This is a genomic window from Hymenobacter lucidus (assembly GCF_020447265.1).
Taxonomy (GTDB): Bacteria; Bacteroidota; Bacteroidia; order Cytophagales; family Hymenobacteraceae; genus Hymenobacter; species Hymenobacter lucidus.
On the sequence record NZ_JAJADR010000008.1, the window covers coordinates 1 to 24,967 of the forward strand.

Consider the following 24,967-nt stretch of genomic DNA (forward strand, 5'->3'; position numbering starts at 1 on the left):
GGCCGGCCCCGGCGGCGGGGGCACGCCCGGCAGCGGCCCCACGGGCGGGGCCGGGTCGGCGGGTTCCTTCTACAGCGGCGGCGGGGGCGGCGGCTACTACGGCGGCGGCGGCGCCGCTAGCGGCGGCAGCGGGGCCGGGGGCGGCGGCGGCTCGTCGTGGGCCATGCCCACCAGCAGCGCCGACATCAGCTACGACCTGGCCCCGGTCGTGGGCCCCGGCAGCGTGACCATCGTGGCCGTAGCCCTGCCCGACCTGGTGGTGAGTGCCGCTTTCCAGAACATCGAGGCTGGCCTCTATAACTCCATCACCGTGCAAAACGGCACCTTTCCCTTGCTGGGTGGCCCCGTGGGGGTGTACACCAGCATCACGGTGCAAAACGGCGGCTACTTCGACGAGAACTGCCAGGTACTCAGCGGGCCCGGCAGCTTCACGCTGTCGGCGGGCAGTACGCTGCGCATCTGCTCGGCGCAAGGCTTCAGCGGCAGCGGGGCCACGGGCAGCATCCAGGTCACGGGCCCCCGCTCATTTAGTGCCGATGCCAGCTACCAGTACAACGGCACGGTGGCCCAGGTCACGGGCCCGGGCCTGCCCGCCACCGTGCGCGGCCTCGCACTCGACAATAGCATGGGACTGACCCTGACGAGCCCGGTTACGGTCAGCACGGAGGTCTCGCTCTTCTACGGCGTGCTCAGCACTGGGGCCCATGTGCTCACCCTGGGCCCCACGGCCATGCTCACCGAATACACCAACTCCAGCTACGCGCTGGGCAGGGTGCAAACCACCCGCACCCTGAGCACGGCCGGCACGACTGAAAGCTTCGGCGGGCTGGGCCTGACGCTTACGCCCGGCGGCAGCGTGCTGCCCGGCAGCACGCTCGTTATCCGAACCACGGGCACGGCCCTGAGCGGAGTCGGCAGCAGCCGGAGCGTGCGGCGCTACTTCGACATCCAGCCCACCGTGAAGACGGGCCTGCGCGTGGACCTGGCCCTGACCATCCGCGACGATGAGCGCAACGGCATTGCCCCGGCCAGCCTGCGCCTGTTCAAGAGCGAGAACCCCGGCGGCCCCTGGCAGGCGCAGCCGGCGGCCACGTTCAGCACCACGGCCGCTACCCACACGGCCCACCTAGCCGGCGTCAGCCGCTTCTCGCTCTGGACCCTGGGCGACGCCAGCAACCCGCTGCCCGTCGAGCTGAAGATGTTCACGGCCACGGCCACCGGCCCGCAAGCTGTGCGCCTGGCCTGGACTACGGCCAGCGAGGTGAACAGCGCTGCCTTCGAGGTGGAGCGTAGTGCCGACGGTCAGTCGTTTGCCGCCCTCGGCACGGTGGCCGCCGCGGGCAGGAGCAGCACCGCCCGCCGCTACGAGCTGCTGGATACCCAGCTACCCGGCGGCGTATCCACCGTCTACTACCGCCTGCGCCAGGTCGACCTGGACGGTACGTTCAGCTACTCGCCCGTGCGTCCGGTGGTCCTGAGCGGAGCGGGGGCGGGCCTGAGCCTGTTTCCGAACCCGACCCAGGGCCGGACCACTACGCTCACTGACACCCCGCCTAGAGCAGCCGTGACAGTCTTCGACGCGCTAGGCCGCCCCGTTGCCACAGCCACGGCCGATACCAGTGGCACGGCGGTGCTGGTGCTGCCGGCCGGGCTGCCGGCGGGCGTCTACGTGGTGCGTGCCGGCCAGCAGGCTATCCGGCTGACGTTAGAGTAAGCGCCCTGGCCTCTACGCAAAAGCCCCTGGCCCTCCTGGTCAAGGGCTTTTGCGTAGAGGCCATAACTTCAACTCACCATCTCACTATTTCACCTCGGCTCCTAGCACTTGCAGCATGGCGCGGGCCTTGAGCAGGCACTCGTCGTACTCGCGCTGTGGGTCGGAGTCGTAGGTGATGGCCGAGCCCACCTGGAAGCTGAGGTAGCCGGTATCGGCGCGGTACTGCAGGCTGCGAATGACGACGTTGAACTCGAATTCGCCATCGGGCCAGACGTAGCCCAGGCTGCCGCTGTAGAGACCCCGCCGGGTGCGCTCATACTGCTCGATAAGCTGCATAGCCCGGATTTTCGGGGCCCCGGTCATGGAGCCCATTGGAAAGGTGGCCCGCAGAATATCCACTACCTCAACGCCGGGGCGCAGCTCGGCCTGCACGGTCGAAATCATCTGCCAGACGTGGCGGAACGGGTAGAGGCCGAACAGCTCGGGCACCCGCACGGTGCCCGTCTTAGCCACGCGGGCCAGGTCGTTGCGCACCAGATCCACAATCATTAGGTTTTCGGCCCGCTCTTTCTCGTCGTGCCGCAGCTGCTCGCACAGCTGCGCATCTTCCGTGGGCGTAGTGCCGCGCCGGATGGTGCCCTTGATGGGCTGGGAAGTAAGCCGCGGCCCTTTCTTCTGCAGAAAACGCTCGGGCGAGGCGCAGAGCAGGTACCGATTCTGCCACTTATAGAAGCCCGCAAACGGTGTAGGCGAAGCCGCATTCAGGCGCAGAAACGTGCCGACCGGCTCCAGCGCCACGGGCTCGGCATAAAATTCCTGGCAGAGGTTCAGCTCGTATACCTCGCCGTTGAGAATGTCTTCCCGAATGGCTTCCACGGCCGCCAGGTACTCGGTTTTCGGCAGGCGGGGCCGCACAGTATCCACCGGGGGCGCCGTATTCGTCGGAATCTCCGTAGCCAGAATGGCCGCCAGTACGTCTGCCGTATTACCATTGATTTCCACCGCCTCCTGCTGCCAGCTCAACCAGATTTCCGGGGCAAAGAAGTGCAGCGCGGGCCAGTGTAGCCCGTCGAAATGGCGGCTGTGCAGCGCTTCGATTTCGTTTTTGACGTCGTAGGTCACGAAGCCGCAGCGCGGACCGGCACCGGGAGTCTGGAGCCAGTGTTCCAGCTCCGCTAAGGATGCGGGCGAAGGTGCAGCTTGGTTGGAAACGGCCAACAGCCGCTGGAAAGCGCCCTGCGGATACAACAGGTCGTTCGATTCGTAGTAGGCGCAGCAGGCAAACCCGCCCGCCCAGTGCAGCGCTTTGGCCCGGAACAGCTCGGCGGAAATGGATAGGGAAGCAAATGAAACAAGTTCAACCAAAGCGGGGCGGGCAAAGAGAGGGCGTAAACGACAGCAGACTGCAAAAATAGCCCGCCGCTACCGAACCTTGGCCGCCGGCAGCCCCGCCAGCGCCACTTTGGCCTTGGCGTCGGTGCTGTTCTTGTACTCGTGCTTTGGCGAGTCGAGAGCTTTCTGAAAGTAGAGCCGGGCCATGTTCAGCTGCCCGTCGGCCTGGCAGAGGTAGCCCATCTGCAGCGCCGACTGCGGCCCGAAGTAGTACGGCGCCTGCCCGGCCAGGGCAATAGTGCGGGTGTAGTAGAGGCGGGCCGAGTCGAGGCGGCCCAGGCCGTGGTAGGCGCGGGCCCGGCGGTAGGGTTCTTCCAGCTGGTCGCGCAGCAGCTTCGAGCCCGCAAAGCCGCGCAGCGTGTTCAGGGCCGGGCGGTAGTAGCCGCCGTCAATCTGGAGCCGGGCGCGGGTGAGGGTGGAGTTCAGCGGCTGCTTCTCCTCGAAGAACCGCTGGGCGTAGGCATCTTCCTCCACCACGGTGCGGCTGCCAGCTTTGATCTGCTGCCGGTACTGCTCGGCCGCGCCGGCGTTGCCGCTCAGCCAAGCAGCCAGATAGAGCTTAAAGGCGGCATCCTTGCGGTAGTGCACGCCCTGGTATTCGCGCAGAAACTGCTGGTTGGCCCGCTCCGAAGCCGCGTACTGGCCCTGGTAGAGCAGCAAATCGGCGGCCATGTGGTGCAGGTAAGCCACCGGCAGGTAGCCCGCGCCGGTGGGGCGGCGGCGGTAGGCAGCCAGGGCCGCGTCGGTGCGGTGCAGGCGCTTGTTGAGGCTGATGAGCAGGTAGCTGTAGAGCAGATTGTCGGGCTGCTGGGTGGCCAGCTGCTGCACAAGCCGGGCGGTTTCCTCGCCCTGCTTGTAGTAGGTTTCCTGCACCAGGGCCAGAATAATGCGGGCCTCGGGCTGAAAGTCGTTGGGCTTTTCGGCGGCCAGGCGCAGGTTTTTTACTCCGGCCTCCACACTGCCCGGCAGCCCGAGTAGGTTCAGAAACCAGTGGTAGCCGGCCGGCAGTGAGCCAATCATAAACTGGCACATGCCCAGCGTCTTGCGGGCCGGCAAAAAGTCGGGGTAGCGCTTCACCACGCCTTGCAGCTGCTGGTAGGCCTGGCGCAAACTCCAGGCGCCCTGCATCTCGTGCTGGTACGTGACCTGGGCAGCGGCCTGGTGCAGCCGGATTTCGGCCAGGGCGTAGTCGCGCAGCGGCCCGCGCTCCGCCGACTTCTCCAGGGCAGCCAGCCGGCGGTCCTGGGCGGCTACGGCGGCCTCGTAGCGGCCGGCGTTCTGCAGAATCATCAGCTCGGTGAAGTCGATGCAGTCGGCCACAAGCAGGGTGCCGGCGCTGGTGGGGGCCCGTTGCAGTTCGGCCTGCAGCAAAGCCCGGGCCGGCTCTACGCGCAGTTTTAGCAGGTCGGCATAAGCCCGCCGTGCCGGGGCCGAGAGGCTGGCTGGGGCGTTGCCGGCCGCCGGGCCCGGCTGGGCTGTGGCGCTGTCGTGCTGGGGCGGCCCGGCGGCGCACAGCAGCCCGAGCAGCAGCCACAGCAGCGGCCACCGAAGGGCTGGGGTAGGGCGCAGGAAAGCCGAAGAAAGCAAGGCCGGGAGTTTAAGGCAATAAAAAAGGAACGACTGGGCAAGTCGTTCCTTTTTTGATTCACGTTCGCAGAACGAAGCCGGCAGATTAAGCCTGGGGCTTCACATCTACGTCGGCCAGAACCCGGCCGCAGTGCTCACACACGATGATTTTCTTGTGCGAGATGATGTCGGCCTGGCGCTGGGGCGGTACGGTATTGAAGCAGCCGCCGCAGGCGTCGCGCTTCACCATTACCACGGCCAGGCCGTTACGCACGTTGCCGCGGATACGGGTATAGGCCGTCAGCAGGCGCTCTTCGATAGGCTTCACGGCGTCTTCACGCTCGTCGAGGATCTTTTTCTCGTCGGCTTCGCTCTCGCCCACGATGGTTTGCAGCTCGTGGTTCTTATTGGTCAGGTCTTTCTTGCGCTCTTCCAAGCGCTGCTTGGTGCCGGCGATGTCGGCGTTCTTCTGCTCAATCTGGTACTGGGCCTCCTTGATTTTCTTTTCCGAAATCTGGATTTCCAGGCGCTGCAGCTCGATTTCCTTGGCAATGGCCTCGTACTCGCGGTTGTTGCGCACGTTCTGCTGCTGGTCCTCATACTTCTTGATGAGGCCGTCGGCGTCTTTGGCGTTCTGCTTGCGCTGCTTGATCTGGTCGTTCAGGGACTGAATCTCCTCGTCAAATTTGCTCACGCGCACTTCGTAGCCGGCAATTTCGTCTTCCAGGTCGCGCACTTCTTCGGGCAGGTCGCCACGGACGCGCCGGATTTCGTCGAGCTGCGAGTCGAGGCGCTGCAGATTCAGAAGGGCTTCCAGCTTACTGGCAACGGTGGTTTCCGTGGAAGGATTAGAAATCATAACGGACAGGGTTGGTGAGGGTCTCAGCGATTAAGACCGCAAAAGTACTTTTAAAGTTGACCGTAAGCAAATCCCGGAAGATTTCCCCGGTAAATTGCTCACTTTCGAAGTGGCCCACGTCGCAGAGCAGCAGCTGGCCCTCGGCCCCGAAGTATTCGTGGTACTTCAAATCGCCGGTGACGAAGGCGTCGGCGCCGGCCCGGCGGGCATTGCCAATCAGAAAGCTGCCCGCCCCGCCGCACAGGGCCACTGTTTTAATGGGCCGGTCAAACTCGGTGTGCTTGACTACCGGCACGCCCAGGGCCGCGCGTAGCAGGCGCCGGAACTCGGCCGGCGACAAGGCTTCGGGCAACTCACCGATCATGCCGGAGCCCACGTCCTGGTTGGTGTTTTCCACCTTAACCAGCTCGTAAGCCACTTCCTCGTAGGGGTGGGTTGCCCGCAACGCCCGCAGCGCGGCCCCGTGCAGGTGCAGGGGCAGCAGCACTTCCACGCGCTCCTCGCGCACCGACTCCGGTTTTTGCGGCTCGCCGATAAACGGGCTGGTGCCGGTGCCGGGCGTGAAGGTGCCGGTGCCTTCCACCCGGAAGCTGCATGCCGAATAATTGCCGATCTGGCCCGCGCCGGCGGCATACAGCGCCTGCAATACGGCGTCGGTGTGGGTGGTGGGCACGTAGGTGATAAGCTTGCCCAATGTGCCGCTTTTGGGGTCGAGAATGCGCAGGTTTTCCAGGCCCAGCTTCTCGGCCAGCTTCCGGTTCACGCCCGGCAGCACGTTGTCGAGGTTGGTGTGGGCGGCGTAGATGGCCACGTCGCTTTTAATGGCCTTGATGAGCGTCTGCTCGACTTCGTTGGCCCCGGTGAGGCGCTTGAGGGGCCGGAAAACTACCGGATGGTGGGCCACTACCACGTTGCAGCCGCGCCGCAGGGCTTCGTCGATTACGGCCGGGGTGCAATCCAGGGCAATGAGCACGCCCCGGATTTCGGCCTGCGGGTCGCCGCACTGCAGGCCGGCATTGTCGTAGGATTCCTGGTAGGCGAGGGGCGCTACCTGCTCAAGGGCGCGGGCAAGGTCAGCAACGGTTGGCATAAGGCAAAAATGCTGCGTGGTGAGTTGGGAATGCAGAATCGGCATTCGGTGGCCGAACCCGGCGGCGGGCCGGGCGAAGGTACGCGGTGCGGCGTCGGGTTTGGTACTAACGGGTAGTAAGAGGACTGGTAAGTGGGCCCGAAGTTGCGGGGGCAGCCGCCGGGGGCTAACTTGCCAGCCGCCGAATTTATGAACAATGTTCTATTCTCCCGGTGATGTACTATACCGGCCGGTTTTCAGGCCTGGCTCAACTCGTATACCATGAAGCAACTTCACAAGCCGTCGGCACTCAGATATATCGGCGGCCTGCTGATCTGCTTGCTGATGGGTAGTGAGCTGCGGGCCCAGACCCCGGATACGGCCCTGACCCGGCGCAACATACGGCTCGAAAACGTGGATATTGCGCCGGCCGCCGTTGATACCAAGGGCTGGCTGCTGCTCGATAAGGACATTCAGACCGAGCTGGAAGGAGGAGTGCAGAATCTCTACAACTTCAAGTTCGACAAGGCCGAAAAGCAGTTCCGCTCGTTGCGCCGCCGCTACCCCGAGCACCCGTTGCCGTATTTTCTGATGGGCTTGAGCCAATGGTGGAAAATAGTGCCGACCAATATCACCGAAAAGAGCGTCGACAAGCTGTTTTTTGCCTACATGGACACGGCTACTACCAAGGCCGAAACGCTGTATGACCAGGACGAGCAGAACTACGAGGCCAGCTTTTTCCTGTCGGCTTCCTACGCCTTTTCGGCCCGCCTGCACTCCGAGCGGCACGACTGGGGAGCGGCCACCGTGGCGTCCAAACGGGCGCTGAAGTACCTGGAGCTGAGCAAGCAAGCCAATGGGCTGAGTCCGGAATTCCTGTTTGGCCAGGCCCTGTTCAACTATTACGCAGTCTGGATTGCCGACGAGTTTCCCTGGCTGCGGCCGGTGCTGCTGTTTTTTCCGAAGGGCAACACCCAGCTGGGCCTGCAGCAGCTGCGCAATGTGGCCGCCAACGCGGTGTATACCGGACCCGAGGCGAAGTTCTTTCTGATGAAAATTTTGTCGAGTGAGCGGGAAAACAGCCCGGAGGAGGCCCTGAAGGTGACTCGGCAGCTGGCCGCTACCTACCCCGATAACCCGTATTTCCAGCGGCAGTACGCTATGCAGTGCTTCAACGGCGGTAACTTCGCGGAGTGCGAGCGGCTCAGCCTTAGTATTTTGGATAAGTACAACCGGGGCCTGACGGGCTACGAGAGCTTCAGTGGCCGGTATGCCACCTACTTTCTGGGCTACATTCAGCAAACCAAGTACAAGTCGTTGGCGGCGGCTAAGGACTACTATCAGCGCTGCCTGGTGTTTTCGGAGCTGACTGGCCAGACGGATGGCTACTACCTCTACGCCAGCCTAAACATGGCCCGCATTGCCCTCAAGCAGAACGACCCGGCGGCGGCCCGGCGCCACTTCCAGGTGGTAACCAGCAAGGCTGACCACAAAACGGCGATGTACAAAGAAGCCAAGGCCTACCTTAAGCCCCAGAAAAAGCGCCCGGGCAAGCCCACCGCCGCCGGCCTGGCGTCGGAACGGCGCTAGAGCGTCCCTGATCCAGAGTTGCCGTGGGCTTACTGCGGAGTGCGGCAGGCATTGAGCACCGCCACGTACTGGTCGACGTGCCGGGCCAGGTCGCGCCGCTGGTACTGCATCAGGTAGCGCGGGTGGTCGAGCACGTGAATCTGGTCGAACAGCCCCAACTCCTGGTTCAGGCGCAGTAGGTGTTGCCCGTTGCGGCGGCCCAGGCACACGGCCGCGTGCCGTGCCAATCCTACTTCCAGCACCTGCTGGCGCAGCGAAAGGCGGATATCGGGCTCTAGGGCTTTGAGCAGGGCCAGGGAGTCGTAGTAATTGTAGTTGCGGCCCTGGCGCAGCAGCACCAGCGGGTAGAGGGAGCCAAGAAAAAAATCCTGGTAAAACGCCGCTGGTCCGCCCATTGCCGCAATGACCTCATACACAAATTGGCTCGACAGCTCCCGGCGGCGGGGCAGCTCATTGGCAATGCCGCAGGCGTCGGCCAGGGCCACCGGGTCGGTGAAGGCTACGCCGGTGCGGCCGTTGCCGAGGCGGCCGGGGTTAATACCCAGCAGGGCCACGCGGGGTTGATTATCAGCGTAATACTGCCGGGCAAAGCGCGTAAACAGCTCCCGGGGCGTGGCTTCGTGGTAGGGGCTGAGGGCCACGGCCTCATCGGGCAGCGCGGCGGGCAGCGGAAAGGTGGTGAGGAAGCGCAGGAGGCGGTCGGCAAACGTGGGCATGGCAGAAAACAAGCTAAGTAGAGCGGCCGGCGCAGCGCAGGAACCGGTGGCAACCCGGCTGGGTAGCGGCTACGGGAGGCGCCGGGGCGCTTTCGGTTTCGTCGCTTACGTAAGTAGGCGTACTTTTGGGGCTCCGCGTTACTGCCGCCTGCTCATGCCCCACCCGTTAGCTTTTCTGCTGCTGCCCTTCGCCTGGCTCTACGCCGGCGTGCTGCACGTGCGCAACTGGCTCTACGACAACGGTCTGAAAGAATCGGTGGCCTTTGCCGTGCCCGTTATCAGCGTGGGCAACCTGCGGGCGGGCGGCACCGGCAAAACCCCGCACGTGGCCTGGGTGGTGCGCCAGCTGCGGCAAGCCGGGCAGCAGCCCGCCATTCTGAGCCGGGGCTACGGCCGCCAGACCACCGGCTACCGCCTCGCCGACGCCACGGCCACGGCGGCCACCATCGGCGACGAGCCCCTGCAGCACTACCAGGATTTTGGGGGCCAGGTGCCGGTGGTGGTGTGCGAAAACCGCCGGACTGGCATTGCCAAGCTGCTCGCGCAGGAAACCGGTGTAACGGCCGTGGTGCTCGACGATGCCTACCAGCACCGCCGCGTGCGGCCGGCGTTCAGTATTCTACTCACCGAGCAGCAGCGGCCTTTCTACCACGATTGGGTGCTGCCGGCGGGCCGCCTCCGGGAAAGTCGGGGCGGGGCCAATCGAGCCGATGTGGTCATCGTAACTAAGTGTGCGCCGGGTATTACTGGTGTCGAGCAGACGGCTATTGCGGCTCGTATTCACCGCTATACCTGCCCGCGGGTGCCCGTTTTGTTTTCAACCTACGTCTACGGCCTCCCCGTGCCGGTGGGGGCGGCTGAGGCGGCCATCGGCCCGGAAATCGTGCTGCTGACCGGCATTGCCCAGCCCGGTCCGCTGCGCGACTACCTGGTGGGGGCTGGCTACCACATTGCTCACCACGCGGCCTTTGCCGACCATCATGCGTTTTCGGCGGCCGATATTACGGCCGTGGCCGCGCAATTACGGCCGGGTCAGTGCGTTTTCACCACGCAGAAAGATGCTGCCCGTCTGCTGGAGCCTGCGCTCTGGCCGGCAGTAGCCCGGCTGCCGGTTTTCTACATTCCCATCGAGGTTGCGTTTCTCGCCGATGGGGCTGCCCAGCTGCGGCAGTTGCTTTCTCCCTTATTTCAGCCCCACGCTGTTGTCTGATCTGCTCTTTCCATTGACTGCTTTCCGCTCTCTGTTTCCACGGCGCCTGTTTCCGGTGCTGGCCCTAGCCTTGCTGATCTGGCCCGCCCTGCTCCGGGCGCAGGTCCTCGACGACTCGACCAAGGTGCTCTACGGAGCCAAAACTACCCGCATCCTGCGTGAAGCCGACATTCTGAACGAGCAGTACGAAGGCCGCCTGATTGATACCACGCTGACCAACCAAATGCAAGCCCGCAACTGGTTTCACGACAGTACTTTCCAGCAGGATCTGGGCAACGTGGGCACGGCCTCGCGCCGCCTGCTGTGGGAGCCCAACGTGGAGCTCGGGGCGCGCTTCGGCCGCAATGCCTTCGATAAGTACGTGCGCAACTCGGCCACTATTCCCTACTACGATACCCGCTCACCCTACACGTTTTTCCGCTTTATTCAGAGCGGCTTCGGCGAGCAGGTATTTGAGCTTTCTTACAACCGCAGTATTGGCAAAAATGCCAGCGTGGGGCTGGCCTACGAGCGGTTTGCCTCCAATAAGCTGCTGCAGGCCAACGGCCGGGAAGGCCTGGCCGAGCACTCCAACGTGCTGCTATTTGGGCGCTTCCAGGGCAAAAACGACCGGTATCATGGCTTGTTCAGTATCAACACCTCCCGGCACCGGGTAGCCGAGCAGGGCGGCATCCGCTACCTGCCCTCCGACCGGGATACGGTGGGGGAAAATACCTCCGTTTTTCGGCCGCGCAGCCTGTTCGACTACCAGGAAGAGCGGGTAAATCTGACTCAGGCGCTGAACGTGGACGACCGTGACCAAGTGCGCCTGGTGCAAACCTACCGGCTGCTGGGCAAAGGCCTCACCGCCTACCATATCCTGGACTGGAAACGCCAGTTCAATAAGTACAGCGACGAGCGGCTGGCAATTGATCCGCTGACCAACCAGCTGCAGTTTTACCCCCGCACCCGCTTCAGCCCGTCCATCACCAACGACCGGGCTCAGTACCGCCAGGTTGAGAATACGGTGGGCATCATGGGCCACTCGGAGGCAGTGGCATACCGCCTCTACGGGCGCTACCGCGACGGGCGCCTAACGACGCAAAGAAGCTATCTGGAGCCCCAGAATACGGTGGTTTCTACGCTGCCGCTGTTTAGCAGCCCCCAGTACAACCAGCTTTTTGTGGGTGGCACGGCCAGCTTCCGCTACCGCAAGTTGGTAAGCATCGAAACGGCCGGCGAAATTCTGGCCGTGCAACTGAAGCCTAAAGGCAAGGGCCTTAGTGAGTACTGGTTCCGGGGTACGGCCCGGCTGGGCCCGCTGAGCGGCGAATTCCTGAGCTCGTCCTACTCGCCCACGCTCACCCAGCAGCGCTTTACCGGCAACCACTATTTCTGGGACCATACCACGGACGCTACCGACTTTCGCAACACGCTGGTCAATCAGCTGACGGGCCGCATTGCCCAGCGCCTCGGCCGGCACTACCTGGAGGCTTCCGTGAGCGGGGTCACCATCACAGACTTAGTATATTACAAAGGCGACTCCATCTCCGATGCCCGGGGCGTGCCCGTTAATTTCAAGGTGGGCGGTGCTCCGGCCCAATTGAGTCAGGATAAAGTGTTGCTGATAGGAACGTTGCGTCACCGCTTCAACGTAGGCAAGTTCTATTTCGACAATCAGGGTACCTTTACCAGTGGCGGCGACGGGGAAGGGCTGCGCATCCCGGCGCTGGTAGCCAATGGCAAGGTGTACTACCAGAATTACCTGTTCAAGAAGGCGCTCTTTGGCCAGATTGGGGCCGAAGTGTACTACCAATCCCGCTTTAAAGGCTACGACTACAGCCCCAGCACCCAGCAGTTTTACGTGCAGGACAACTTCACCATCCGCAACTACTCGGTGGTCGATGTGTTCCTGATTACGGATATCAAGACCGTGTCCTTTTTTCTGAAAGTGGCCTACGTGAACCAAGGCCTGTACGATTTTGGCAACGGCTACTTCGCCTCGCCTTATTACACGGGCCTGCCGCGCCGCTTCCAGCTGGGCATTAAGTGGCAGTTTTTTGATTAAGTTACCGTGGAAACAACTGCCGCCAGGCGTTGACAACCGTTATGGAGCCATTCGAAGGCAAAGAAAAAACCATCCTCAAGCTTAAGCTGAATACCGACCCGCGGTGGGTGAACATTGCCAGCAAAAACATTGAGGATATCCTCGTTGACCATGCCTACTGTGAGCAGAAAGCCGCCAGTACCGGCATTTCGCTGATCGTGAAATACCCCGAGAAAACCCGGTTGGTAGACGAGTTGACGGCCCTCGTGGCCGAGGAGTGGGCCCACTTCGAGCGGGTGCTGCTGGAGCTGCGCAAGCGCGGCTTTGCGCTGGGCCCGCAGCGGCGCGACGAGTACGTGGTGCAGCTTATGACCCATGTGCGGCGCGGCGACCACCGCGACCGACAGCTGATGGATATGCTGCTCGTAAGTGCCTTGATAGAAGCGCGTAGCTGCGAGCGGTTCAAGCTGTTGTGGAAGCATATTCCAGACCCCGAGCTCAGCAAGTTCTACTACGAGCTAATGGTGTCGGAAGCGGCGCACTTCGTGAGTTACGTGGATCTGGCCAAGGAATACCGCGACCCGAAAGAGGTCGACATCCGCCTGCAGGAGCTGCTCAAAATAGAGGGCGAAATCATTACCAACCTGCCCGTGCGCGACGACCGGATGCACTAAGTGAAATTGCGGCAGGGAAATTGTCAGCAGGCATAAAAACAGCTGAAAGTTGTTTTCACTTCTAACTGAACCGTTGTACTTTACCGCTCATGAAGGCTTTGTATTTTCTGTTTATTCTGGTTTTTACCGCTACTTTATCCTTTGCCCAGGCTCCTGCGGCTAAGGTCGATTTCTGTGGACAGCAGTATGAGCTGCCAGCCGGTGCTACCCTGGTTTCACCCTATGAGGTGCGGGGACCGGGCTACGACTTGATATTGATGTACATCAACCCCGCAGATCTGCGAAACGGCGCACCGGCGGAGTACACCAAACAGCGCGTGAAAAAGATGAAAGGCAAGGAATTGCAGGAAATTTCCTGCTTCATTCAGGAGACCCCCGCCAAAGCCTTTAAATTTGCTTACCCCACAGATAAAGGCCTGTCCTATGAAATGCTAGCCTACGGCATCACGAAAGGCCAGCCCGTCATGATTCAGCTGACCCTGGAGGTAGACCCGTACAACAATCTTGAAATTCCCGAGTTTGCCCGGCAGTTTGTGCATTTCGATAAGTAGCGCTGCGAGCGGCAAACAGCAGATTGCTGATTACTGATAACAGAACAAATCAAAGCCCCGACTCCTGCTGCTATAGCGAGGGTCGGGGCTTTGGTTTTTAGTGATAAAGCGGGCTGGCAAACTACGCCGGCGGCTGCCGCGAGTTCAGGATGCCCGCCGGCACCGACAGCTCGCCGCTGTGCGGATCGATGATGCCGTTGCGCTCATCCTCGATGTTGGTGGCCTGCGTGTACACGTCGCCGGCAATGGGGCGGGCCCGCAGCTCCCGCTTAAACTCCCGGATTCGTTCGGTGCGCTCCTCGCCGGCCTGGGGCCCGCCGTAGTCGGCAAAGCCGAAGCCGCCCCATTCGCTGACAATCAACGGTTTCTGGCGGCGGTAGAAAAACGCGTCGCCGATAACCAGCGGGAAAGCCGCCACGCCAATCAGCTCACCCGCCACGAGCCGGTCGAGCAGGTCGCGCCAGCGGGGCAGGTCGGGGGTGTAGAGGTGGGCCGTGAGCAGGTCCGATTTCAGGCGCCCTTCCTGCGAAATATGCTGCCACCCGTCGTTATCGACCACCAGAAACTGCGGGTGCTCAATTTGCATATAGTGGTACGTATCCACGATGTAGCGGCGGGTGTCGGGGTTGGTGGCAATGTCCTGGCAGCCCCAGTCCTCGTTGTAGAGGCTCCAGATAACTACCGACGGGTGCGACTCAATCAGGGCCAGCATCCGCAGCAGCTCTTCCTTGTGGTTCTGGCGGCTGCGCGGGCTGGAAGTATGGGGGCTGGGCACTTCCACCCACAGTAGCAGCCCCAACTCGTCGGCCAGGTTGTAGATGCGCGGGTCGACGCCGGCAATGTGCACGCGCACCAGGTTGCAGCCCAGCTTCTGCATGGCGTGCATGTGGCGCTGCATTTCCTCGTAGGTGGCCGTACCGGGTTGGTACAGGATGCCGTCGAGGTAGGTGGGCTCGTTGTTCAGATACACGTGCCGCCCCCGCGACTCTATCTTGCGCAGGCCGAAGTGTGTTTCAATCTGGGCCACGTAGCCGTCGGCGTCGATAAGCTGGGCCACGAGCTGATAGAGGTGGGGCTGCTCGGGCGACCAAAGCCGGGCCCCGGGCATTTCGAGCACCACGCGCTGCTGCTTCTGGCCCGCTTCGAGGCGTAGCGGAAAGTCAGAGCTGAACAGCGGCTGCTCCCCGTTTTTGCGGCCCCGCTCGTAGGCCTGCAGGCGCAGCGTGTAGTGGCCCGGGTCGTGCACGCGGGTGGTGATGTTGAAGCGTACCAGCTGGTCTTCCACCACACTCTCCACGCCCACGCGGGAGCGGAGGCGGTTGCGCTCCACCATTTCCAGCCACACGCTGCGCACGGCCCCGGTGTAGGTCTGGTACCAGATGCCGCCGCGCTTGTAGATGTGCGACTCCTGCTTGCCGCGGGTGGTTTCGGCATCCATCGTATCGGCAATGCGCACGGTGAGGCGGTTGACGAGGTGCAGGTTTTCTTCGCGCAGCTCGTAGGAAAACGAGGTGTACTCCCCGTAGTGTACGTCTTCGCCCTCGATGGTGCGCAGCTGCCGGCCGTTGAGCCACACCCGGGTTTCGTAGCCGCAGGCTCCAAAGGTGAGCTGAAACATGGAGCGCAGCAGCGGCTCTTCAATTTCGGGCAGTGTAAATTCCCGCTCGTACCAGGCCACCACTTTATCCTGCCACACGGCGGGCTGGCTGTGGCCCTTAGCTTCGGCCATGTGGGCCTCAATGGAGCCCGGCCACTGGGCCTTGTATTCGTAGTTGTGGCCCAGGTACCAGCCCTCGCGCAGGCCGCTGTCGTCGGGGTCGAGGGCAAAGCTCCACTCGCCGTCGAGCAGGGCGTGGTTGTTCAGCCGCAGCACCGCCCGCGGCAGCGGATTGGGGATTTCCTCAATGGAGTTGGTTTCCTCCTGGCTGGCCGAGAGGCCGTAGTTGATGTGCTCTAGGTTCATACGAGGGGCATTGGTAGAACGAGGGCCAGCTGATCTGCGCCGGCCGGGGGTGCTTGCTATACGGGGAGCTTACGGGATTTAGTTTACCCGAGTAGCAGATCAGACCAAACAAGTACGGCTGGGCCAGCAGTATTGGTTGCTGGCTTACGTGGGTGCCAAAACCCTACAAGCCCCGCCAACTGCTCTGGCGGGGCTTGTAGGGTTTTGCCAAACGGCCGTTAGACTTCCGGGCAGGCTAGCGGCTGAGCTGGTTAGAAGGTCACGTCGAAGCGGCCGTTGGTTACCGTCACATCTTCGTAGCCGAGCTGGAGCGGAGTGCCTACAAACTCGAACGTACCGGCGGCCGTACGGGCGTTTTCGTCGAAGCGGGTTACCGTGATGAGGCCTCTCGATTTGCTGGCAAAGCCGGGGTAACCGGTCAGGTGGCGCACCGCATTGCCATTCGCGTACGAAGTGAAGTCGCCGAAGGGGTATTCGGCCTCGCCCAGTGGGTAAGTGCCCACACCCTGGAAAGGAATGGTACTGCCATACCCGGGAATAACCAGGCTGATTTGTTGCCAGGTCGCCCCAAGGCTGGTGGCCCCGGTCAGGAACATGCCCGATTTGCTGATGCTGCCATAGTAAAGGGTGGCGGAATACGAAGTTGAGCCCACGTTCCACGTGAGCATACCCCGAATTAGCCCGTCACGCCCCGAGACGATGCGCCCCGCCGATACCGAGCGGCCGTTTTCGGCGGTTACTTTCACAGGCTCTGGGCGTACGTAGCCCGTTGCGGGGCTGAAAGTCAGCGTGTAAGCGCCAGCCGGCAGGGCCGTCAGACTAAAGCGGCCAGTGGTAGCATCCGGTATTGCTTCAACGGTACGGCCGTCGGTGGCCGTGGCCGTTACCAGGCGCAGAGCATCGGCGGGAACCACCGTGCCCTCTACTGTTCCGGTAGTGGGCCGGGCCTCTTCTTCTTGGGAGCAGGCAGTAGTCAGGAGCTGCAAACACAGGCTGAGCCACAGCAGCAGGATACGAAATCGGGAAGTAGTAAGCATAAGGATGCGTAGGTTGCTATATAGGTGCTAAGTACGCTAGGGCCCCGGTAGCAAAAAAGCCTGTTGCGGTCTGCAACAGGCTTTTTTTATTCTTCGGATAGTAAGACCAAGCCGCAACTCAGGTTTTCTGCTTCTTCTTCTTGGCCGCCGGAAACAGGATGTTGTTCAGAATCAGGCGGTAGCCGGGCGAGTTGGGGTGCAGCGACAGGTCGGTGGGCTCTTCTTCCACCAGGTGCTGGTAGTCCTCGGGGTCGTGGCCGCCATAAAACGTCCAGGTGCCCTTGCCCAGCGTGCCGTGCATGTAGCGCACCTCGCCCGAGGCCTTGTTGTCGCCCATCACCACCACATCCGACTTGATGAGCGACTTACGGAAGGCCGTGGTCTGGCCCATAAAGCCCTTGATGGTTTTCTCGTGGTCCTGGGTCAGCATGGTCGGCACCGGGTCGTACTTGGCCGAGAAGGTGAAGAGCTGGAAGTAGTCGTTGTCTTCGTACACGCCCCGTTCCCCGGGCTGCATATCGATGTTGGCGTACTCGTACTGGTACGGGTCGCGCACGATCTGGAAATCCTTGAAGGCCAAGGTGCGGTTGAAGTTGAGCTTCGATTGGGCGGTAGGGTCGGCCGGGTCGCCGTCGTACATCGTTTCCACCATATCGAGGCCCAGGCCGGCCAGGGCAATATCGTAGGTATCGGTGGCCGAGCACATGGCAAACTGGAAGCCGCCGCCGGCAATAAACTCCTGCATCCGCGTCACCACGGCCCCTTTCATCTGGCTCACTTTGGCAAAGCCGTGGCGCTTGGCCGCCGCTTCCGAGTCGCGCTGCTGCTGCTGGTACCAGGGGCGGTTGCGGTAGGAGGCGTAGAACTTGCCGTACTCACCCGTGAAGTCCTCGTGGTGCAGGTGCAGCCAGTCGTACTTGGGCAGCACGCCGTTGAGCACGTCGTCGTCGTAGATTTCGGTGTAGGGAATTTCGGCGTAGGTCAGCACCAGCGTCACGGCATCGTCCCAGGGCTGCTTGCCCTTGGGGGTATACACCGCAATTTTGGGGGCCTTCTCCAGCTTCATCACGTCCATATTGGCGTTGGGGTCAGCTATTTCGGCCAGAATGCTGCCGTACTGCGCCTCGGAAATGACCTGGTAGGTGATGCCGCGCACGGCCAGCTCATTTTCCAGGCCCTGGGCATTTTCGCAGGCAAAGCTACCGCCGCGGTAGTTCAGCAGCCAGTCGACCTCCACCTGCCGGGCCAGCAGCCAGTAGGCAATGCCGTAGGCCTTCAGGTGCTCTTTCTGGCCCTGGTCCATCGGAATAAAGACGTGGTTGGCCCAGGCCACGGCCGGGGTGCCGAGCCAGGCCGCCACGAGCAACAAAAAGGGCAGAATTCGCTTCAGCGCCATTGGGTTCTGCTTGGTCAGTGAGGAAGGTAAAACAACCGTACAACAAACCGACGCGGAGAATTCCGTCGGGGTTGTCAGGTGGGGCCTGCCGGGCCTAAACAAATGTAGCGAAACGGGCCGGAGTTTGCCGGAAAGCGGCTACCTTGCGGAACCAGCCATTGGCCCAAAATCTGTGTTTAGGCGCTGCCAAGCCGTTTTTGTCCCGTGGCCTTCCCCGATTATTACTGCTGCCATGCACCTGCTCGAAAATATCAAGGAGGCTTTCCGCTCCATTCACAGCAACCTGCTGCGTACCATCCTCACGGCCCTGATTGTGAGCATCGGCATTATGTCGCTCGTGGGCATCCTGACGGCCATCGACGCCATTAAATATTCCTTGAACCAGACCTTTGCCAGCCTCGGGGCCAATTCCTTCGAGATGAAAGCCAAGGGCTACAGCAACCGGATGCGGCGCGGCGGCGTGCAGGGCAAGGTGTACCCGGCTATTACTTACCTGCAGGCCAAGCAATACAAGGAGCAGATCGGGGAAGATGGGCAGGTGGGTATTTCCGCCTTCATTGCCGGCGCGGCCGAGGTAAAAGCCAACGGTCAGAAAACCAACCCCAACATGAGTGTGGTGGCCGGCGACGAAAACTACCTCCAGATTCAGAACTACAACCTCTCGCGCGGGCGGGCCTTCTCGTCCATCGAGCTGGCCAATGGCACCAACGTAGCCATTGTGGGCAAGGAAATCACCGATAAGCTGTTTCCCAACCAAAGCCCCGTCGACCACTACATCTACCTGCTGGGCCGCCGCTTTCAGGTGGTGGGCGAGCTGGAAAAGAGCGGCAGCACGATGGGCGGCGGCGGGGCCGACCGGATGGTGTTGATTCCACTGGAAACCGGCAACCAGATGCCCCGGCAGCGGGCCCTTACCTACGACATCAAGACGGCAACTCTGCAGCCCGAAAACCTGGCCTACCTCACCGGCCAGGCCACCGGCATCATGCGCGCCGTGCGCCACGACCAGCTGGGCCAGGAAGACAGCTTCGACGTAGAGCGCAGCGACTCGCTGGCCGGCAAGCTCGACTCTTTGTCGGGCAACCTGCGCATGGGCGGCGGGCTGGTGGGCTTCATCACGCTGCTCGGGGCCAGCATTGCCCTGATGAATATCATGATGGTATCGGTGACGGAGCGCACCCGCGAAATCGGGATTCGCAAGGCGCTGGGCGCTACTTCCAAGCAGATTCGCCAGCAGTTTCTGATTGAGGCCATCGTTATCTGTGTGCTTGGCGGGCTGCTGGGCATCCTGCTGGGCGTTACGATGGGCAACTCCATTTCGCTCTTTATCGGCGAAGGCGCCTTCCTCGTGCCGTGGTTCTGGATGAGCATGGGCTTGGCCATTTGCATCGGCGTGGGCCTGGCCTCGGGCTATTACCCCGCCAGCAAAGCCGCCGGCCTCGACCCGATTGAGTCGCTGCGCTACGAGTAAATAGGTTGAGTATCGGGTTGGGTAGAACGTAGAAACAGAACGTCATGTCGAGCGCAGCGAGACATCTCGCGTGCTGACGTTGCCAACGCCAACCAGCTTGTTGAGTACAGTCGATGCATAACAGATGGCCACTGCCCACGGGACGTCTCCTCTCTGCTTAAGGCTCAGAACGGTCGACACGGCATTCTGTAACACTGCGGCGGCTTTCCAAAACAGCTTCAAAAACAGGCTGCTGAACGGTAGTAATTCCGGCCGATGAAAAAACTGCTGCGCTGGCTGCTGGGAGTAGGAGCGGTGCTGAGCGGGGCGCAGCCAGTAAATGCCCAGGCCAACACTGGCGGGCAGGCAACCATATATCCGGTAGCCGTTCAGGGCGAAGCGGCGCGCTTTGCGGTGCCCCAGGTGCGCCTGCCCGATGCCGCCGTAGCTCGGCGCATCAACCGGCGGCTCCTGGCCTTTGTCACCTCCGAATTCAGCACTATCGACTCCACGGCTAGCCCCCGGCGGCAGTTGCAGCAGGCGGCGCGGGAATGCTGCTACGATGAGGACTCCAAAACCTGGTGGGCCGGCGGGCAGGGCTTGAGTGGCACTTCATATGGCGTTTTGCTTAACCAGAACTACCTGCTTTCGTTCGAGTTCAGCCGCGACTGGCAAGGCCTCACGGAACCCGCTACCTACCACCTCACGTTCAACCTGCGCACCGGGCGGCTGCTGACGCTGCCCGAGCTGGTAGCCGACCCGCCGGCCCAGCTAGAGCGGCGGTTGGGGCTGGCTATCAGCCGCCGCCTGCACGACGAGCTGGCCGGCGTAGTGGCCAGCTACGGCGACTCTACGCTGATTGCCCACGTAGCGCAGCTCTACGGCCTCGACGACTGGAACACCTCGCCTCAGGCCGCCCAGCGACTCTATGTGGGCAGTGGAGCCGCCATTGACCCAAGCGAATCCTTGTTTTACCTGACCGAATTCGCCCTGCGCCCTGATGCGCTGCTGCTGTTTCATCCGGTGGGCCTGTCTCGCCTCGACTTTGAGTTTCTACCCGACGAAACCTACGTGTTTCCTTATGCCCGGCTGCAGCCCCGCGCCATTCTGCAACCCGTAGTGGAAGCAACGCGAGACAGGAAAAAAGCGGTAAACAACCATAAGTAGATAATATTTTTATACATTTGAGTATTAAAACATTTGTTTATGGCTGATTCAGGAACAGTAGGACAACGCTTTGCTCAGTTAATTGCTCATTTGGGGATATCTAAAAATGCTTTTGCATCATCCCTTGACAAAACAGCTACCGTCATTCAACACCTTGTGGACGAGCGAAATAAGCCGGGATTTGACCTTTTGTGTAAGGTGTTCGAGATTTATCCAAATGTATCAAAAGACTGGCTTCTGCAGGGTACAGGCCCGATGCTGGCCGATGGCATCGCGACTGCGCCGGCCCCGGCTGCCGCGCCGCGCCCGGCCAGCCTGAAAGCCGAAACTCAGCGGGCGGTAGCCGCAATGGCAGTGCCCACCTCCGAAGCTCCCGCACCTGTTCAGGAGGTAGTCCCGCAGTCTGAGTCAAGTATTGCCCCGGTGGCGCAGATTGCCGCTGCTGAACCGCAGGTCATTGTCTCGCCTGTTGTTGCTGATGCCGTTCCAAATCCGCTGCCGATTTCTCTCCCAGAGCAGCCACCTGTAACTGCCGCCGTAGCCTCACCGGTAGCACCAGCAGTTGCCCCCGACACGAGCTGGCAGACGGCCTTGTATACTCAGCAGATGGCCCACCAACTGGCTATGGCCGAGCTGCGCAACCAGCACCTGCTGGACCAGCAGCGCATGATGCAGCAGATGATGGATTTAATGAAGCAACAAATGTTTAAATAGTTTATATTCATTTGGGTATAAATAAAAAGGCCTGTCAAACGATTTGACAGGCCTTTTTCGTTGGCGGTAGAGCGACAGATACTCAGTGCTGAAAAACTTCCACGCCGATTTCTTCCGCTTCCATCAGGTTCTGCGCCGTAACTGTCGTCAGCCGTAGCCACTTCATTTCGCCCACCAGCAGCGGGTCGTACTTGGCTACTACCCGGATGTAGTTGGGGGTGAAGCCTTCCATTTGCCCGTTCGTAACGTCGTCTTCAAATAACACGACAGTTTCCAGGCCGATGTGCTGCTCGTAGAAGAACCGTTTTTTCTTTTCCGACAGGCCCCGCAGCTGCGTGGTCCGGTCGTGGCGGTGACGGTCCTGCACGCGGCCGGGCAGCGTGGGAGCCAGGGTATTTTCGCGCTCCGAGTACGGGAATACGTGCAGGTAGCTTACGTCCAGATCGTTCAGGAATTGGTAGGTTTCCAGAAAATCGGCCTCGGTTTCACCGGGGAAGCCCACGATGACGTCGACGCCAATGCAGGCGTGGGGCATTACTTCCTTGATAAGCGCCACGCGCTCCTGGTACAGCTCCCGGCGGTAACGGCGGCGCATCAACCCCAGAATCTTGTTGGACCCCGACTGCAGCGGGATGTGAAAGTGGGGCATAAACCGCTTGGAGCGGGCTACGAAGCGGATGATATCATCGGTGAGCAGGTTGGGCTCACAACTGCTGATGCGGAACCGCTCGATGCCTTCCACCTCGTCGAGGGCCTGCACCAGGTCGTAGAAGTCTTCGAGCCGCTCCCGGTCGGGGCCCTGCAGGCCGAAGTCGCCGAGGTTCACGCCCGTCAGCACGATTTCCTTCACGCCGGTTTCGGCCAGCTTTTGCACCCGTTCCACCACGCTTTGCACGCTGCCCGAGCGGCTTTTGCCCCGGGCCAGCGGGATGGTGCAGAACGAGCAGGAATAGTCGCAGCCGTCCTGCACCTTGAGGAAGGTGCGGGTCCGGTCGCCGTAACTGTGGGCGGCATGAAACTCGGTGGCAGCGGCAATAGGCGAGGCGTATACCTGGCCCGGCGCCCCGGCTACCGGCTTTTCGAAGCCCGCCAGAATATCGACCAACTGGAATTTCTCGGCCGCGCCCAGCACAGCATGCACGCCGGGAATTTCGGCAATTTCCTGGGGCTTGAGCTGGGCATAGCAGCCCACAATGGTTACAAAAGCCTCGGGATTGTGCTTCAATGCCTCCTTTACCACCTTCCGGCACTTCCGGTCGGCGTGGTCGGTGACAGAGCAGGTGTTGATGACGTAGATGTCGGCGGCATCTTCGAAGGCTACTTTGCGGAAGCCGCGTTCCTCAAATTGCCGGCCAATGGCCGACGTTTCGGAGAAGTTGAGCTTGCAGCCCAGCGTATAAAAGGCAACTTTTTTGGTTTCCATAAGCAAGACCGCAAAGATACAGCTTCGGCCGTTCCTGCGTTTCCATCAGCCCGGAAATAAAGCTGCGGGGTAGGGTGCCCGGCCCGGCCGCTACTGAGTTGCGGTAGTATCAGCAGCCGGTACCACCGTGGCCAGGCGCTGCTGCACCAGCTGCATCAGGCCGGTCAAATCGGCCCGGTTGAGTTCTTGGGCCGTAATAAGCGGGTTCAGCTCACCAAAATCATCCTTGAGAAACACTGCCGGCAGCGGCGTTTGGGCCAGCCACGGATACACGGCCCCAAACTCGTCGCGGTGCAGGAACTCGGCACCAACGGGCAACGATTCGACAAAACTTTTCCACTCCGGACGCATCCGCACGCCGTACGTAATGGCGCACAACGAGCACGGATACGTGGCCGGGGCCAGCGTTTTATGGGCTAAGTCCAGCAGGGCATTGAGCCGGCCGGCGTTGGCGTTATAAACGAAAACAAGCTGTGGCATAGCCTACTTACGAAGTATGTACGGGACAAAGATTGCCGGCTGGGCTATTTGGCCAGAAACTCGCCGTAGGAAGCCTGCTCGTAGGCCTGGCCCTGCCGCAGCTGCTCTCGCGTCACAGTCGAATCCTGGGTGATGATGCGGCGCGGCACGTTGTCGTAGGATACGGTGCCGCCCCTGGTGACCAGGCCGAAGCCGTCGGAGAAGCAGTAGAAGGCAAAGGGCTGGCGCAGCGGCTGCAGTAAATCGTGGCTCCAGGTGTAGGCCGAAGCTGGTAGCCCCAGCTGCCGCAGCAGCGTGGCGGCTATGTCGGTTTGGGAGCCCACCTGGCTGATGACGCGGCCCCGGACCTCGGGGCGCAGGGCCCCGCCGGTCAGCACCAGCGGAATCCGGAATTTGTTGGGGCTTTCGTTGGGGTCGTTGCCGGGCAGCGTGTGGCCGTGGTCGGCCACGAGTACCACCAGCGTATTATCCCACCAGGGCTGCCGGCGGGCCATGCGCAGGAAACGGCCCAAGGCCCAGTCGGTATAATACACGGAGTTGCGGAACAGCGCGGTTTCGTCGGTGCCCTTGAATTTGCGCGGAATGGGAATCTCGAACGGCTCGTGGCTGCTCAGAGTAAAGGCCGTGACAAAAAACGGCGCGGGCTGGGATTTCAAATCCCCCAGAATTCGGTCGAACAAAACATGGTCGTGGGCGCCCCACTTCGAGTTCTGCTGGCTGCGGGGAAAGTCGGCGCGCTCCGTGAACTGGTCGTAGCCACCCGCCACGAGGTAGCTTTTCATGTTGGCAAAAGCCAGTTCGCCGCCATAATAATAGTGGGAGCGGTAGCCGGCCTGCTCCAGGGAGCGGCAAAGGTGGGGCAGTAGCTCCGTTTTGCGCGGATACTTAATAATGCTAGTGGTAGGCTGGCTGGGGTAGCCGCTGAGCAGCGCCACCAAGCCCTTCTGGCTCCGGTCGCCGGCCGCGTAGATGTTGTTGAACAGCACCCCGGTGCGGGCCACGCTGTCGAGGTTGGGTGTCACACCGGCCTCGCCGCCGGTGCTGGCCACAAACTTGCCCGTGAAGCTTTCCAGGATAATAAACAGCACGTTGGGCCGCGTGGTGCGCAGCAGGCGCGTGGTATCGGGTCGGGCCGTGGCGGGCGCATAGAGCTGGCGCACGGTGCGGGCCGCCACCGAGTCGGGCATGAACTGGTAGGGGTTGGGGCCACCGTCGGTGAGCAGCAGCGCGGTACCCACGTTCCAGGGCACGTTCAGGGCGGCGTGGTTGGCAAAGGGTACCGTAGAAAAGTATACGTCGCTCTGGTTGATGGGAATCTGCTGCACGCCCCCGCGCAACGGTACTACCAGCAAAGCCAGGTAGAGCACGCCGGCCAGCACCGCCCGGCCCCGGCCAAAGTAGGGCGGCAGCGCGGGAATGGGCCCTACTATCTTTCTATAGAGCCACCAGCCCAGCCCCAGCAGCGCGGCCAGAATACCCGTTAATAATAGGAGTGGAGCGCTACCGGCGGAAGCCGCCATTTCGCCCGGGGAGTTGATATACTGCAGCGGGGTAGCGTCGAGGCGGAAGCCCCAGGCCCGGTAGAGCTCCAGGTCGGCCACGGTGAAAGCCCCGACGATGACTCCCACAACGGCTGAGTAGAAGCCCAGCAGCCGGTGCGGAAAAAAGCGTTCCGGCAGCGCGCTGCCCACCGCAAAAGCCAGAAACGGTAGTATGCACAGATAAGCCGTGGCCGAAGCATCGAGGCGCAGCCCGTAGCCGAAGATGCGCGCGACGCTGCCTGCGGGCAGCGCGGAGACCTTGGCCGCGTGGTAGAGCAGAAAAGTAGCCTTCGTGACGACGAAGAACACCAGCCAGAACAAAAAATAGCGGGGCTGGAACGCAAAGCGGTTTTTCACCCGGCAAAGGTAGGGTGAAAGGCCGTGGCGGACGAAAATGCCCGGAGGAATGATATTCCCGGTAAGCTGAAC

General features: G+C 61.7%; 20 protein-coding genes. 9 read left to right on the top strand and 11 right to left on the bottom strand.

Annotated elements, in window-relative coordinates; genetic code table 11:
- Nucleotides 1–1,714 (top strand): T9SS type A sorting domain-containing protein (locus tag LGH74_RS20915; protein ID WP_226179401.1); only part of this gene is annotated, 1,714 nt, incomplete at its 5' end.
- Between the two features lie 84 nt (nucleotides 1,715–1,798).
- Here the strand turns inward: LGH74_RS20915 and LGH74_RS20920 are convergent.
- The 4 genes from LGH74_RS20920 to LGH74_RS20935 all read right to left on the bottom strand — a co-directional run bounded on the left by LGH74_RS20920 (nucleotide 1,799) and on the right by LGH74_RS20935 (nucleotide 6,621).
- The gene (locus LGH74_RS20920; RefSeq protein ID WP_226179404.1) at nucleotides 1,799–3,079 is read right to left on the bottom strand and encodes an anthranilate synthase component I family protein; all 1,281 of its coding nucleotides are present in this window, start codon (nucleotides 3,077–3,079) and stop codon (nucleotides 1,799–1,801) included.
- A gap of 57 nt (nucleotides 3,080–3,136) precedes the next feature.
- Complete coding sequence (locus LGH74_RS20925; protein ID WP_226179406.1) at nucleotides 3,137–4,693, bottom strand: tetratricopeptide repeat protein; 1,557 nt, start codon at nucleotides 4,691–4,693, stop codon at nucleotides 3,137–3,139.
- Between the two features lie 85 nt (nucleotides 4,694–4,778).
- A complete protein-coding gene (locus tag LGH74_RS20930) occupies nucleotides 4,779–5,531 on the bottom strand; it encodes a zinc ribbon domain-containing protein (protein WP_226179409.1) in 753 nt (250 codons plus the stop codon).
- Entirely contained in the window at nucleotides 5,521–6,621 is a 1,101-nt protein-coding gene (locus LGH74_RS20935) for a Nif3-like dinuclear metal center hexameric protein (protein ID WP_226179412.1), read from the bottom strand. Before LGH74_RS20935 ends, LGH74_RS20930 begins: the two co-directional genes overlap by 11 nt.
- A 261-nt stretch (nucleotides 6,622–6,882) precedes the next feature.
- Here LGH74_RS20935 and LGH74_RS20940 point away from each other — a divergent pair, with 261 nt between their 5' ends.
- Entirely contained in the window at nucleotides 6,883–8,190 is a 1,308-nt protein-coding gene (locus LGH74_RS20940) for a tetratricopeptide repeat protein (protein ID WP_226179415.1), read from the top strand.
- 29 nt (nucleotides 8,191–8,219) lie between these two features.
- On the opposite strand, the gene LGH74_RS20945 is transcribed toward LGH74_RS20940, so the two are convergent.
- Entirely contained in the window at nucleotides 8,220–8,906 is a 687-nt protein-coding gene (locus tag LGH74_RS20945; protein WP_226179418.1) for a uracil-DNA glycosylase family protein, read from the bottom strand.
- A gap of 154 nt (nucleotides 8,907–9,060) precedes the next feature.
- Here LGH74_RS20945 and lpxK point away from each other — a divergent pair, with 154 nt between their 5' ends.
- From lpxK to LGH74_RS20965, 4 genes are all read left to right on the top strand, one after another.
- Entirely contained in the window at nucleotides 9,061–10,116 is a 1,056-nt protein-coding gene (gene lpxK / locus LGH74_RS20950) for a tetraacyldisaccharide 4'-kinase (RefSeq protein WP_226179420.1), read from the top strand.
- A 13-nt stretch (nucleotides 10,117–10,129) separates the two neighbouring features.
- Nucleotides 10,130–12,163, top strand: coding sequence for a putative porin (locus tag LGH74_RS20955; RefSeq protein ID WP_226179422.1), 2,034 nt, complete (start codon nucleotides 10,130–10,132; stop codon nucleotides 12,161–12,163).
- A gap of 41 nt (nucleotides 12,164–12,204) precedes the next feature.
- Nucleotides 12,205–12,816 carry a MiaE family protein gene (locus LGH74_RS20960; protein ID WP_226179424.1) on the top strand — a complete coding sequence of 204 codons (612 nt, stop codon included), beginning with the start codon at nucleotides 12,205–12,207 and terminating at the stop codon, nucleotides 12,814–12,816.
- 89 nt (nucleotides 12,817–12,905) lie between these two features.
- Nucleotides 12,906–13,367 carry a hypothetical protein gene (locus LGH74_RS20965; RefSeq protein ID WP_226179426.1) on the top strand — a complete coding sequence of 154 codons (462 nt, stop codon included), beginning with the start codon at nucleotides 12,906–12,908 and terminating at the stop codon, nucleotides 13,365–13,367.
- A 121-nt stretch (nucleotides 13,368–13,488) separates the two neighbouring features.
- Here the strand turns inward: LGH74_RS20965 and LGH74_RS20970 are convergent, their stop codons facing one another.
- The 3 genes from LGH74_RS20970 to LGH74_RS20980 all read right to left on the bottom strand — a co-directional run bounded on the left by LGH74_RS20970 (nucleotide 13,489) and on the right by LGH74_RS20980 (nucleotide 17,763).
- Nucleotides 13,489–15,330 carry a glycoside hydrolase family 2 protein gene (locus LGH74_RS20970; RefSeq protein ID WP_226179428.1) on the bottom strand — a complete coding sequence of 614 codons (1,842 nt, stop codon included), beginning with the start codon at nucleotides 15,328–15,330 and terminating at the stop codon, nucleotides 13,489–13,491.
- Between the two features lie 251 nt (nucleotides 15,331–15,581).
- Complete coding sequence (locus LGH74_RS20975; protein WP_226179430.1) at nucleotides 15,582–16,367, bottom strand: carboxypeptidase-like regulatory domain-containing protein; 786 nt, start codon at nucleotides 16,365–16,367, stop codon at nucleotides 15,582–15,584.
- A gap of 118 nt (nucleotides 16,368–16,485) precedes the next feature.
- Nucleotides 16,486–17,763: an asparagine synthetase B gene (locus LGH74_RS20980; protein WP_226179432.1), complete on the bottom strand. Its 1,278-nt coding sequence runs from the start codon at nucleotides 17,761–17,763 to the stop codon at nucleotides 16,486–16,488.
- A 232-nt stretch (nucleotides 17,764–17,995) separates the two neighbouring features.
- Between LGH74_RS20980 and LGH74_RS20985 the strand changes: the two genes are divergently transcribed.
- The 3 genes from LGH74_RS20985 to LGH74_RS20995 all read left to right on the top strand — a co-directional run bounded on the left by LGH74_RS20985 (nucleotide 17,996) and on the right by LGH74_RS20995 (nucleotide 21,094).
- Nucleotides 17,996–19,234, top strand: a complete 1,239-nt coding sequence (locus tag LGH74_RS20985) for an ABC transporter permease (RefSeq protein WP_226179434.1) — start codon at nucleotides 17,996–17,998, stop codon at nucleotides 19,232–19,234.
- 255 nt (nucleotides 19,235–19,489) lie between these two features.
- A complete protein-coding gene (locus tag LGH74_RS20990) occupies nucleotides 19,490–20,380 on the top strand; it encodes a hypothetical protein (protein ID WP_226179436.1) in 891 nt (296 codons plus the stop codon).
- A gap of 39 nt (nucleotides 20,381–20,419) precedes the next feature.
- A complete protein-coding gene (locus tag LGH74_RS20995) occupies nucleotides 20,420–21,094 on the top strand; it encodes a hypothetical protein (RefSeq protein ID WP_226179438.1) in 675 nt (224 codons plus the stop codon).
- A gap of 82 nt (nucleotides 21,095–21,176) precedes the next feature.
- Here the strand turns inward: LGH74_RS20995 and mtaB are convergent, their stop codons facing one another.
- The 3 genes from mtaB to LGH74_RS25150 form a co-directional block, all read right to left on the bottom strand.
- Complete coding sequence (mtaB, locus tag LGH74_RS21000) at nucleotides 21,177–22,517, bottom strand: tRNA (N(6)-L-threonylcarbamoyladenosine(37)-C(2))-methylthiotransferase MtaB (protein WP_226179440.1); 1,341 nt, start codon at nucleotides 22,515–22,517, stop codon at nucleotides 21,177–21,179.
- Nucleotides 22,518–22,607: 90 nt separating this feature from the next.
- Nucleotides 22,608–22,997, bottom strand: coding sequence for a hypothetical protein (locus tag LGH74_RS21005; protein ID WP_226179442.1), 390 nt, complete (start codon nucleotides 22,995–22,997; stop codon nucleotides 22,608–22,610).
- A gap of 44 nt (nucleotides 22,998–23,041) precedes the next feature.
- Nucleotides 23,042–24,895 (bottom strand): LTA synthase family protein, encoded by a 1,854-nt coding sequence (locus LGH74_RS25150; protein ID WP_226179444.1) that lies wholly within the window; start codon nucleotides 24,893–24,895, stop codon nucleotides 23,042–23,044.
- Nucleotides 24,896–24,967: the final 72 nt, after the last annotated feature.